Annotated in this window: 14 protein-coding genes and 1 pseudogene; 6 read left to right on the plus strand and 9 right to left on the minus strand. The window is 59.6% G+C overall.

Translation table 11 applies throughout. The features are described 5' to 3' along the window. Positions 1-4 precede the first annotated feature (4 nt). From M6D32_RS04990 to M6D32_RS05010, 5 genes are all read right to left on the minus strand, one after another. The gene (locus M6D32_RS04990; RefSeq protein WP_298253964.1) at positions 5-1,201 is read right to left on the minus strand and encodes a beta-ketoacyl-ACP synthase; all 1,197 of its coding nucleotides are present in this window, start codon (positions 1,199-1,201) and stop codon (positions 5-7) included. Beyond that, positions 1,194-1,667 carry a 3-hydroxyacyl-ACP dehydratase FabZ family protein gene (locus M6D32_RS04995; protein WP_298253965.1) on the minus strand — a complete coding sequence of 158 codons (474 nt, stop codon included), beginning with the start codon at positions 1,665-1,667 and terminating at the stop codon, positions 1,194-1,196. Before M6D32_RS04995 ends, M6D32_RS04990 begins: the two co-directional genes overlap by 8 nt. Before the next feature lie 10 nt (positions 1,668-1,677). Beyond that, positions 1,678-1,965 (minus strand): acyl carrier protein, encoded by a 288-nt coding sequence (locus M6D32_RS05000; protein WP_298253966.1) that lies wholly within the window; start codon positions 1,963-1,965, stop codon positions 1,678-1,680. A 221-nt stretch (positions 1,966-2,186) separates the two neighbouring features. Next, positions 2,187-2,531: a hypothetical protein gene (locus tag M6D32_RS05005; RefSeq protein ID WP_298253967.1), complete on the minus strand. Its 345-nt coding sequence runs from the start codon at positions 2,529-2,531 to the stop codon at positions 2,187-2,189. 90 nt (positions 2,532-2,621) lie between these two features. Then, complete coding sequence (locus M6D32_RS05010) at positions 2,622-3,503, minus strand: ion channel (protein ID WP_298253968.1); 882 nt, start codon at positions 3,501-3,503, stop codon at positions 2,622-2,624. Between the two features lie 336 nt (positions 3,504-3,839). On the opposite strand from M6D32_RS05010, the gene M6D32_RS05015 reads away from it, so the two are divergent. Next, a complete protein-coding gene (locus M6D32_RS05015) occupies positions 3,840-4,460 on the plus strand; it encodes a ParB-like protein (protein ID WP_298253969.1) in 621 nt (206 codons plus the stop codon). A gap of 22 nt (positions 4,461-4,482) precedes the next feature. Here the strand turns inward: M6D32_RS05015 and M6D32_RS05020 are convergent, their stop codons facing one another. Beyond that, positions 4,483-5,064, minus strand: coding sequence for a peroxidase-related enzyme (locus M6D32_RS05020; RefSeq protein ID WP_298253970.1), 582 nt, complete (start codon positions 5,062-5,064; stop codon positions 4,483-4,485). Positions 5,065-5,161: 97 nt separating this feature from the next. Next, the gene (locus tag M6D32_RS05025) at positions 5,162-6,907 is read right to left on the minus strand and encodes a DUF87 domain-containing protein (protein ID WP_298253971.1); all 1,746 of its coding nucleotides are present in this window, start codon (positions 6,905-6,907) and stop codon (positions 5,162-5,164) included. 289 nt (positions 6,908-7,196) lie between these two features. On the opposite strand from M6D32_RS05025, the pseudogene M6D32_RS05030 reads away from it, so the two are divergent. Next, positions 7,197-7,323: pseudogene (locus M6D32_RS05030) on the plus strand (catechol 2,3-dioxygenase); the annotation flags it as partial. A 166-nt stretch (positions 7,324-7,489) separates the two neighbouring features. Further along, on the plus strand, positions 7,490-8,110 hold the full coding sequence (locus M6D32_RS05035) for a DUF1080 domain-containing protein (protein ID WP_298253973.1): 621 nt from the start codon (positions 7,490-7,492) through the stop codon (positions 8,108-8,110). Positions 8,111-8,271: 161 nt separating this feature from the next. Here the strand turns inward: M6D32_RS05035 and M6D32_RS05040 are convergent, their stop codons facing one another. After that, positions 8,272-8,475, minus strand: a complete 204-nt coding sequence (locus M6D32_RS05040; protein WP_298253975.1) for a hypothetical protein — start codon at positions 8,473-8,475, stop codon at positions 8,272-8,274. Between the two features lie 341 nt (positions 8,476-8,816). Here M6D32_RS05040 and M6D32_RS05045 point away from each other — a divergent pair, with 341 nt between their 5' ends. Further along, positions 8,817-9,977: an FAD-dependent monooxygenase gene (locus tag M6D32_RS05045; RefSeq protein ID WP_298253977.1), complete on the plus strand. Its 1,161-nt coding sequence runs from the start codon at positions 8,817-8,819 to the stop codon at positions 9,975-9,977. Positions 9,978-10,242: 265 nt separating this feature from the next. Continuing rightward, complete coding sequence (locus M6D32_RS05050; protein ID WP_298253979.1) at positions 10,243-10,641, plus strand: hypothetical protein; 399 nt, start codon at positions 10,243-10,245, stop codon at positions 10,639-10,641. A 325-nt stretch (positions 10,642-10,966) separates the two neighbouring features. Here the strand turns inward: M6D32_RS05050 and M6D32_RS05055 are convergent, their stop codons facing one another. Next, on the minus strand, positions 10,967-11,476 hold the full coding sequence (locus tag M6D32_RS05055; RefSeq protein WP_298253981.1) for a hypothetical protein: 510 nt from the start codon (positions 11,474-11,476) through the stop codon (positions 10,967-10,969). Between the two features lie 158 nt (positions 11,477-11,634). Between M6D32_RS05055 and M6D32_RS05060 the strand changes: the two genes are divergently transcribed. Further along, on the plus strand, positions 11,635-11,788 hold a 154-nt coding region (locus M6D32_RS05060), incomplete at its 3' end, for a helix-turn-helix domain-containing protein (RefSeq protein ID WP_298253987.1).

Raw genomic sequence — 11,788 nt, forward strand, 5'->3', positions numbered from 1 at the left:
AAGCTCACTTCACCGATTCGACCAGTGCCATGCCTTCGCCGCGCCAATGGCCAGTTCCGATGACGACAATCTGGGACGGGCCTTGCGACATTTCAACCTCGAGAGCGGACTTGCCGTCCGGCGGAAACAGCGAGCCGCGCGACAGCGACAGCGCCGCCAGCGCAAGCCCAAGCGGGAATTGCGCTTCCATGGTATGGCCGAGCACCGTTCCGGTCGCGCGGACCGGAAGCCCTGGATGGGCCTTGAGAAAGGCGATCTCTTCGGAGGTCGCAGGCTCCGCGCCGGTCGCGCCGGTGATGATGGCGGCCTTGTCGCCGACCTTGCCGAGCTTCGCCCACAGCTTCTCCAGCGTGGACCTCACATCGCCGGCCTGCTTGCGACGGGCCATGTCGGCGACGACGTTGACGAGCCGGGCAAACGGTTTCGCGCCGCGTGCTTCGGCATGGGCCTTGGATTCAATCACGAGAAACGCGCCGCCGGATCCCAGAGCGAAGCCGCCGGACTCGCCGCGCGCCCACACGGGCGCAAATTTTTTCTTGAGATTGAAGCCGCCGAATTCGTAGAGAACGAGCAGATCCTTGCGTTCGCCGTTCTGTGAGCCGCCGATCAGCGCAATATCGCTCTGGCCGGCCGCGATGCGGGCGAGCGCGATCCGGGTGGCGTCGACGCCAGCCGCTTCCTCGCCCATGAAGGTGCGGGATGAACCGGTGACGCCGTGAACGATGGCGATATTGCCGGCGAGAAGATTGGAAAGCTGTGCCAGAAACAGCGTCGGCCGCAGATCGCTCATCAGCCGCTCGTTGAGGAATCCGGGCGCCGAATTGCCCTTCGCTTCCAGGCTCAGGACGTTCGAATCGACTGCAAGGTCGCGCTCACCGCCGCCGGCCGCGACTACCATGTCCATGCGAGAGAGGATTTCGGCATTGCCCTTGACGCCTGCCGATTCCAGTGCGAGTCCGGCCGCATAGGTGCCGATCCGCTGCCAGGCTTCCATCTGGCGCTGATCGCCTTTCTTCGGAATCTGCGTGTCGAGGTTAAGGGGCGCCAGCGGATGCACGACGCAAGGCGCAAAGCCCTTCTCGTCGACATTGATGCGATGCTGATTGAGCGCGTCCCAATGGGCGTCCAGTCCCTCGCCGAGCGAGGTCGCAAGGCCGATGCCGGTGATCCAGACTTCCGTTGCAGGTTTCGTCTCAGTCATGGGCTATCGCCTGATGCGGGAATCCGACGCGCTCGGCTACCGAGTTCATGTATCCGCGCATGTCCGAATTGGGGAAGGGGATCAGTGTAAAGGTGAGCGTCGAGTTCGCCCGCAGCTTGCCGCCGACGCGAATCTTCGCTTCGGTCAAGGCATAGCCCGAGCCTTCGTGGACGAGGCTGGCTTCAATGGTGATGAGTTCACCCGGGAAGACCGAGCCGCGCACCTTGGCGTCCTTCACAGCGGCGAGAATCGGCATGCGCTCGAACTTGAGCAGGCCGAGCAACAGCCAGCCGGAGGCCTGCGCCATCGATTCGATCAACAACACGCCCGGCATCAGGGGATAGCCGGGAAAGTGTCCCTCGAAGATCGTGCTCTGCTTCGGAACCTGCGCTTCGACGACAATCTTCTTGTCGCCGACATTGAGGTCGACGATGCGATCGATCAGGTGGAAGTATTCAAGTTGCATCTTCGCGCGATTAGGCGCCGGCGCCCTTGGCCGCGACCAGTTCGTCGATCCGAGCGCTCAAGTTTTTCAGGACAAAGTATTGTTCGGTGGTCGCCTTGCCATCATTGACTTCCTGGGTCCATTTCTCCAGCGGCAGCTTGATTCCGAACGCCTTGTCGATTGCAAAGGCGATATCGAGGAAATCGAGGCTGTCGATCCCCAGATCATCGATCGCGTGGCTCTCCGGCGTGATCGTATCGCGCGGTATGTCGCAGGTTTCAGCGATAATCGTTGCCACCTGATCGAATGTAGAGGACATCACTAAGCCTTTGAAATATTGGAGGTAAATTCCGCATAGCTGGAATGGTGGCAGCTCAGCCCCGGACCGACCCTATCCACCACCCGGGGCTGAAAGCCCGTATATCGGAGCGCCGCGGCGAGTTCAATGGAGCTAGCCGATACCGGTAGTCGCCGATTTCAGGCGACAAGGCACCAATTTGCCGAAAACCATTGATGAACCAAGCGTTCGCCGGCGCACGGCTAATTATGTGGCATGGCAATCTGGACGCAATCGTGGCGTCCCATCAGGACACAATCCTGGGTTCGGCGCAGGTGGGCGATGCTCACGGTCAGCCATATGCCGATCGCCAGCAAGGCCATCGTGAAGGCGAAAGCGGCCATGTTCGCCAGCATCCGCTGCCGGTAGTCATCCGCTTCTTCCGGGACGCGCTCATAGCGCGACAGATCGTTGGCGACTTCCAGCCGGTGGCCAAAAGGAGAATGATTTCCGCGCCGGGCGAGGGGCGATCCGGGGCGCGGCCGAAACTGGAGCACAATGTGCTCGTCTTCCGGCGGGGCCGATACGATGGGTCGCTGGGGTCTCACGGATGCCAGCTCCGGGATAGCTGCATCAGCAGTAGCACGCCTGCTTTGTTTGCCGAAGTAGAAATAAGAATAGTCGGAGGCTCGGAAGATTCACGCGTCCACGGTGTCATGGAACCTGCCGTAGTCGATTCGAACCCGACCTCCCTCCATTTCATCGAGAATATCGGCATAGCGCTGGCCGAACCGGAATTTGGTGTGATCGTATGTTTGGCGGGCATGAACCGTTTGCGCCGCAACAACGTCGTAGCCGGACACGACGACCACGAGTGTTACGCTGGCAGCTTTCATGCCGTCTGCATCCAGATCGTACAGCGCGCTCGTTTCATCGATGGTGTGATAAAGCGTCCAGGTCAACGCGAGCGCAGGGTGCTCGTTTTTCTCCAGGGAAAGCTCGCTGAAACGGCGCAGGGACTCCCCGTCGGCGCTGACGATGTTTTTCAACACCCATAGCCGCGCCGTCGCGTTGCCAATGATGTTGTGGCGCTCGTTGGCAAGGCGGACCATCAAAGTTGGCTTTCCTTCGCGCACTGATATGACCGGATTGTTGGCGAACAGCAGGCGGGCGCTCGGCCGCGAAAAGCGGGCAAAGATTAGTCCGGTCATGACCGACATCGAGAAGATGCCCGTGAACAACTCGACCGCGGAAACGAAGTGGCCGTAGTGGGTTTGCGGGTGCATGTCGCCGTAACCGGCGGTCGAGAGCGTCTCGATGCTGAAATAGAGATAGTCGAGATAATCGCTATGCCTGACGTTCGAGACGGGGTCGTTGCCGAACCAGTAGAGCAGGCCGAAGCCTGCGTTGAAGACGACGAAAATCGTCATCGCGCCGGCGATGAAGGAAGGCCACGACGCGGTCATGCAGCGATGGCTGACATCAGCCCAGAAGCTGAGACGAAGTCCGTCGGCGACGATTTCGCGATCGCCGAGCCGGACGACAGAGGACTTCGACATCCGGTCCTTCAAGCTGCTCATCATGTTCTCAGGCTCTCTCGATGGTTGGTCCGGCCGGCCGATTGGCTTGCCTCGCAAGAGGTGGGCGGCTCGTTGTTGTCATGCGCCCTCTGGGCGAAGGCGATTGATCGCAAGTTCCATCATGCCATAATCGAACCAGCACGTGCCCACTTTCCGAAGTTCGTGCTCCATCGCAGCATACACCTTCACGAACTTCGGAAAGCCATGGGCTACTCACAAACCTATTGATTCTAGTACCGCTTTATCGATCTGAAGTCCCTGATCGAATTCGCCGCTTGTGCTGCAGGGACTTCAGATCGGCGGTACTAGTGGCCTATTTTCATGGAGATTTCAGTCATGTCGAACTTGCGCGAACCGATGATCCACCCGATTCCGATTCTGTCGCTTCGGCCGACCCAAATGACGGTCGGGTTGAGGGAGGTGAAAGAGAAGCGCAAACGCTGGCGCGAACAAAAAAAGCAAAAGCAGGCGGAGTCGCTCGGCAAGCATATGATCCCGGTGGTTCGCGGACCGGACAAGCGGTACTATGTCGTCGACCATCATCACCTGGCGCGCGCGCTGCATGACGAAGGCGTAAAGGATATTCTCGTCACCGTGATCGGCGATCTCAGCATGGTCGAACGGGATGCCTTCTGGGGCGTGATGGACAACAAGCGCTGGGTCTACCCGTACGACGCCAGGGGCGAACGCCGGCATTTCAAGGATCTGCCGAAGTCGATCACGGAATTGAAGGACGATCCATTCCGCAGCCTCGCCGGCGAGCTTCGCCGGGTCGGCGGATTTGCCAAGGATACGACGCCGTTCAGCGAGTTTCTCTGGGCCGATTTCCTGCGCCGGAAAATCTCGACGAAGGTGGTCGATGACAATTTTGAGAAAGCGATCGAAAAGAGCCTGGCGTTCGCAAAGAGCCACGACGCCATCTATCTGCCCGGCTGGTGCGGGCCCGCCGAAGGTTGATTGCCGGAGTGCCGTCGTCGCCTTATGCCTTCGGCAGACGTCCCATCAGATAAAATTCATCGTTCGGCCGCATCGCGCTAACGTTGGCCAAACGGTTCGACAGTCCGAAAAATGCCGATACCGCGGCGATGTCCCAAATGTCGTCGTCGCTGAATCCGTGCGCCGAGAGCGCGGCAAAGTCGGCGTCTGAAACCAGCTGCGCCTCCTGGCTTACCTTCATCGCGAAATCCAGCATCGCGCGCTGACGCGGCGTGATATCGGCCTTGCGGTAGTTCGCGGCAATCTGGTCGGCGATGAGCGGGTTCTTGGCCCGGATCCGCAAGATCGCGCCGTGCGCGATCACGCAATACTGGCACTGGTTGGCGCTCGATGTCGCAACCACGATCATCTCGCGCTCGGCCTTGGTCAGGCCACTGTCCTTGTCCATCAGTGCGTCGTGATAGGCAAAGAAGGCGCGAAATTCGTCGGGACGAAAAGCCAGCGTCAGGAACACGTTCGGGATGAAGCCGGATTTTTCCTGCACCGCGAGCAGGCGGGTGCGGATGTCTTCCGGCAGGTCTTTGACCGCGGGAACCGGGAAACGCGAAATATCAGGTCGGGTCATGTCGAGGCTTCCGCTCAATGGAAGCGTCGACAATAATCATAAAACGCGTCCGCGCAAAGTCGAACCCGGTGCTCTCCGGCAGTGCGGAAATGGCGCTTTAACGGAGCGGCTTCTTCAAGAGCGAGAAGCGGTCCGGATCGAGCCCCAGCGACGGCTGCAGCATCGGAGCTTCCACGGTGCTGGGCGTGCGCGAGACGGGGCGCTCGAAGGTGGGATCGTTCGCGTTGTCGCGATTTGACGTCGCGCCGCGCCAGCGCTCCAGCACCGCGCCGACGAAGTGCATGTCGTGCCCTGAAGTAGCCGACGGCACCGTCGATATCGTGGCTTCGCCGCGCGGCAGTTGGTGAACGGGCACCTCCTTGAAGCGCAAACGGGTCGGCAGCGCCACGCCTTCGCCGAAGGCGAGTACTTCGCGCGTGCCGAGCGAGGGAACGAAGGACAACAGGTTCGCGGCCGCGTCCGAGACGGCCGAGCGCAGCAGCGCCTGGTCGCGCTCGTTGGCGAGGCGCATCGTGAACAGCGTGTTGCATTGGGAGATAATGGTGGCATCGAGCTCGGCGGGCCGCTGCGTGATGAGCCCGAGATAGACGCCGTATTTGCGGCCTTCCTTGGCGATCCGCGACACCGCCTTGCGGGTCGGGCCGAAACCGATATTGCGATCGGCCGAAGCGTAGCGGTGCGCTTCCTCGCAGACAAACAGCATCGGCGATACGCCGTCGCTCCAGAGCCCGAAATCGAATGCCATGCGGCACAGCACCGACACGACGGAATCGATGACCTCGGCGGGGAAGCCTGCGAGTTGCATCACCGTCATTGGCCGGCCCTGGGATGGCAGCCGAAACAGGTGGCTGATGACTTCGGCCATCGTATCGCCGCCGACATTGGCGTTGTCGAACATGAAAGCATAGCGCGGATCGTTGCGCACGGTTTCGACGCGCGAGATCAGCTTGTGATAGATGATGCGCGAAGAGCGGTTTTCGAGTTTGCCCATGCGTTCGTCGATCAGGGAGATCAGATCGACCAGCCGGTAGGGCACCGGTGTGTCGAGCGTGTAGCCGCCGCCCGACTTTGGATCGACGCGCTTCAATCCGACGCGATCCGTGTTCTGGTACTGCGTGTAGATGGCTTTTGCGACCGGAATGACCTCGGCGAGAATGTCGAGTTCTTCCGGTACGCCGGGCCGGCCGGCGAACAGCACATCGACGATTTCTTCGAAGTTGAACAGCCAGAATGGGAGCTTCAGATTGCGTGGATTGAGTACCAGCGCGCGATCGCCGAAGCAGCGACCATATTCGTTGTGAACGTCGAGCAGGAAAACCCGCAAGGTCGGCCGCGATTTGAGAATCTCGTTCAGCAGCAATGACACGCCGGTCGACTTGCCGACGCCGGTCGATCCCAGCACCGCAAAATGCTTGGAGAGCATTTCCTCGATATCGACATAGGCGATGACCGAGGGATCCTGTTGCAGCGTACCGATATTGATCTGATCCGAACCGCTAGGTGCATAGATGGTGCGCAATTCCTGGCTGTTGATCAGTTCGACGGCATCGCCAATCGCCGGATAATTGGTGACGCCGCGCTGGAATTTCTGACGGTCCGGGGTTCCCATGATTTCGCCCAGCAAGTCGACCGAGGCGCTGGCGACGTAGCTGTCCGATGTCGGCAGGTTTTCACTCGACACTTCGGTGACCATGGCAACGATGACGGAACTGGTGCAGCGAATGCTGATGAACCGGCCCACCGTGGCCCGTATCTCGGACGGGCCCATCTCGTTGCCGTTGGCAAACAGGCCGACCCGCGCATGCGAGCCGCGCACCAAAATCACTCGTCCAAACGATGTCACGATGCCCGAACCCGATCCGTCACGAATTGCGTCTTGTGGACACCAATATGCCGTCTGTCGCTGGACAAACGGTTAAGCGGTTTTTGGCAATGCAGCGGATTAGAGTGTTGCAAATTTGTTCTGGGATCACAGACCGGGCTTCTGCCCGGCGCGTGTTCGCCAGCAAAAATGCAGAGTTTGGCTCGCCGATGCCGCGGACCGGGTCCGAACGGAAATTAGGAATTGGTTTACCAACTTTTGAGGCGCTGGCGGTCGGCGGTCCGTCCCATCGCGTCGAGGTCGCCAATGCGGGGCGCGGCTGATGCTGGCGCCGGACTGGAAGTCGATCGTCTGGACGGAGGAGGAACGCAAGAACGGGCAGGCGTGGGCTGAAGACGATCGAGTCCTTTCACACCCACGGCACCCCCGCCGGTTGAAGGTCATTAGTCGCTCACACTGTGTTGACCTGTTAGGCCTCGTCACGTCTCGGGTGCTGGCATCGGCTGGCTTCCCGGAGCATTTGTCTCCTGCTATCGTCGGCACGATCGAAAAGCGGCTCGATCGAGCCAGTATCAAGAACAACATCAACGGGGAGTATTTTCGATGAAGCGCCGGTCCATGATTGCCTTGCTCGCCTTTGGCTTCGCTGCTCTTTCCTGGTCGCAGCCGGCATCGAGCGAAACCGGATGGATCACGCTGTTCGATGGCAAGAATCTCGATGGCTTTACCAAGGTCGGCGACGCCAATTGGCGCGTCGAGGACGGCATGATCGTGGCCGACAAGGGCAACGGCTTCCTGGTCACCAAGAACGAATACAAGGATTACGAGATCAGGGCTGAGTTCTGGGTCGAAGCGGATTCCAACAGCGGCGTCTTCATTCGCTGCACCGATCCCAACAAGATCGGCGCGAGCAATTGCTATGAGGTCAATATCTGGGACGCGCGGCCCGATCCGAGCTACGGCACCGGCGCGATCGTCAACGTCGCCAAGGTCGATCCCATGCCGCATGCGGCCGGCAAGTGGAATACTTATGATATCACTGCAAAGGGCTCGACGTTCACCATCGTTCTCAATGGTCAGAAGACGGTTGACGGCGCGCAGGATTCCAAATTGTCCAGTGGCCACATCGCCCTCCAGCACGGTCTCGGCGTCAAGGACGCCAATGGCGTGCCGAACGACAAGGGCGTCGTCAAATTCCGCAAACTCGAGATCAAGCCGCTCTAGTGCCGCCTATTTGAAGTTCCTGCACCACAAGCGGCGAATTCTGTTCAGGAACTTCAAATAGAAAAGCGGTACTAGAATCAATACGTTTGCTAGTGCCCATTGCTTTCCGAAGTCCGTGAAAGGTCGTGCTGAGATGTAACACGGACTTCGGAAAGTGGGCACTAGACCTTACGTCGATCCTTCGGCGCGATATCGAAAAAGCCCTCGTCGCTGACGAAGTCGAAGTCGCGCGGATGTCGGGCGGCCAGATCTCGCTCGATCAGGAGCAGTTCGCGCCGTTTTTCGTCGCCGGCGATCGCGCCGCATTGTCCCGCGCGCTGTCGAACATCATCGGAAACGCCTTGCGGTACGGCAATGTCGCGCATTTGACCGCACGCAAGCCTTGGCGCAGAGCGTCATCGAGCGGCAGCACCATGGCGGAATCGAAATCGACGGTGCGCCCGGTGGAGGCGCGAGATTCAGGATTCGCTGCCGCGGATCAATAGGTGACGGCAGGGGCAAGCAATAGGTCCAGGGTCCGTTGTTGCTCGCGGTTAGCTCGTTTCCGGCCGGCTCAAAACCCAAGCGTGAGTTCTGACGGAATTGAATGACAGCTCTACGGACGCTAATGACTTAAATCCATCCTGCGTAAGCTAAGCTTACAGAGAGCGTTCGGCTCCGGGTCAGAACGTGGGCAACAGCTTGTATCCAGCGGCAAGGACGGCAGATGTCGGCGATGGAAAAAATCTCGGTAGCGATCATTGGAGCAGGAATGGGCGGTCTGGCGGCTGCCGCTGGGCTGACGCGGGCCGGACTGAAGGTCATGGTCTACGAGCAGGCCACGAAATTCGCGCGGCTCGGCGCCGGCATCCAGATCGGCTGCAATGCCATGAAGGTTCTGCGGGCGTGGGACCTGGAGCCCAGGCTGCGCGGTGGAGCGTTCTATCCACGTTCATGGAACAACAGGGAATACGATACGGGCGACATCCGCTTTGACATGATTTTTGGCCCGGTGGCGGAAGAAAAATACGGCGCGCCATATCTTCTCGCTCATCGCGGCGACCTGCATGCGGCGCTGGCGAGTGCGGTACCCGCCGATCTCATTCGTCTCGACCACAAGCTGATCGGCTTCGAGCAACTTGCGGACCAAACCGTCAAGCTGCGGTTTGCCAACGGCGCAAGCGCGATCGCGGATGCGGTCATCGCGGCAGACGGTGTTCATTCCTTTGTCAAGGACGAGCTGTTCGGCCGCCATCAGCCCAACTTTACCGGACGCATCGCCTATCGCACGGTGTTTCCTGCCTCACTTCTGAACGGCTACGCGATCGACGATTGCACCAAGTGGTGGGGTCCTGACCGCCACATCGTCGTTTATTACGTGAAGCCGGACCGCAGCGAAGTCTACTTCGTGACCAGCCAGCCCGCACCCGGCTTCACGGTTGAATCGTGGTCGGCGATGGGCGACGTCAACGAACTTCGGCGGGCTTTTGCGGATTTCCACCCGCAGGTGCGTCATGTGCTCGACGCCTGTCCTTCGGTGCATAAATGGGCGCTGGTCGACCGCGACCCGTTGCCGCGCTGGTGCGAGGACAACGTGACATTGCTCGGCGATGCTTGTCACCCAATGACGCCGTATATGGCGCAGGGAGCAGCGATGGCGATCGAGGATGCGGCCGTCCTGTCACGCTGCCTCGATGGCGTCGATCGCGATGGCGTGGCAAACGCCTTCCGGCGATTCGAAGCGACGCGACGGGAACGGACGTCGCGTGTGCAACTCAGTTCGCGCACCAATACGTGGCTGAAGGCTCCCACCAATCCGGATTGGGTCTACGGCTACGACGCGTGGAAGGAGCCGCTGGCCAGTCCCGAGCAGCCTCGGCCGGTGTAACGTGCTGGCTCGCTGAGGAGCCCCAGCGCGCGGTGCTTGCTCAGGGTATGACGCGCGGTGCTTGCTCAGGGTATGATTCGTGTTATCGTCGAAGAAATGTCGGACTGGTAAAGATCGTGCCCGAAGAACGCGGGCTGGGGCGTCAAGAGAATGGCATGGGCGGTGCGCGAGGCTGAGCAAGTTCAAGCGAAACCCCCAGCTCAGCTACCCCTTAAATGATTTTCGCTTGCTTCCTTGAGAATCGTCGCGGGAGTTCGAACCAGTCATGTTCCAGCTGTTTCTACGCAAGCTTGCTCGAAGCGGCAGTCCCGGAGGCGAAGACTTCAAGGTTCGCTCTCATGAAAGGGACGAGGCGACTGACCGTCAGCGCGTCGAAACCGTCATGAATGCGATCGAGACGGTACTGAGCGCAGCCGAGAACGAGCAAAAGGGACTGAGCCAGAGGGTTGAGGATGTGCTGGCGCGCGCCGCCGTGACTGTCGGCAATGCGAGCGACGAGTACCTCGACCGAGAGCCATTGGACACCCACCACCAAGACCTGTTCAGCGAAGAGATATCGAACGGACAGCGGCGGCTGAAATCGCTCGCCGATAGCGTTAGCCATTTCAAGTTTTTGAGGGCCGCGGTCGTAAGCCGATTTCCGGACTACAAGCGGCCTGCTTGAAACGGGCTGCAAGATGCTCAGGAGCTTCAAAGCTCGCGCGGGTGAGGGTGCCTGGGGGGGACGCAGGGGCGCTGCCTAGACCCGTTAAAGCCCGTCTAGACTAGCGTGTAGAGGACATCTCGCCCGTGTCTGCAGCCGGGGTTGGTCCCGATCTTATGGCTTCGATTGATGGAAGCCAATGCTGCGGCTTCGCGCAGGACAGATTTTCCGCAAGAGCTTTCAAAAGCGCTGCCGCAAACGGACCAGCTCTAAGCTCGTCCAAAGTGAAAAATTATTCACCGGCAGCGGGCGCCATCCATTCAAAGAAGAAGTAACTCGCGCGTTCTCACGCGGCCTGCATGCTTCGCTTCTTTTTCCAGCCGAACAGCGCCAATGCCGCTAAGCCTGTGAGGAAGAGCGGGAGCCCTGATGGAAGCGGAGTTGTGGAAACATGATCCGAGATGGTTCCTGCCGAGCCAGAGAAGTTCGCCAAATTCAGGAACTCGTAATTCCGGTTGAAGGTGCCCAGATCTAGTTGAAACCCATTCAAACTGCCGAGGTAAGCAATACCTGTCAGCGCCCCGTTATTAAACGTCACGTACGGGTTGAAAAATTGCTCGTTACCCAGGGAAAAGTTGTGCCCATCAATTGAGAAGCTTAGCCCAGTGAGGCCGGCCCCAGCCGAAAAAGTGCTTGGGCCACTGCCAGGGATAGGGTTGTTGACCGTGAACATCCCAGTGCCGACGGTCTGGCCAGAAAAATTGTTCAGCGTCAAATCATAGGTGAGCGCGGAGGCGCTTCCCCCTGAAACCAAAGCAGCCACGGTCGAAGCCAGCGCCGCACATTTAAAATTCATTTAATTCCTCATTTTTTGGTTATTTTATGCTTTTATTAGCCCTCAAGCTAAGACGAATCCGGGCGAAAGTCTAGCTGTGGGCTTTCAGGAGGTTGTCCATTCGGCCCTGACCGGGAACTCTGAAGTCGCCAAACCACCAGCGATTCGCGGAGAACCGAATGGACACCCACGAGAATGCCCCCCTGACGCCCAAAGGTCGAGAGGCCATGGTGCGATGTGTCGTGGAGGGCGGGTTGAGCAAGGCCGCCGCGGCGCGCCAGTTCAACACCACCCCGAAGACGGTCGCCAAATGGGTCGGACGCTTCCGCGCGG

The organism is Bradyrhizobium sp. (assembly GCF_027307225.1).
In the GTDB taxonomy this organism is placed as follows: Bacteria; Pseudomonadota; Alphaproteobacteria; order Rhizobiales; family Xanthobacteraceae; genus Bradyrhizobium.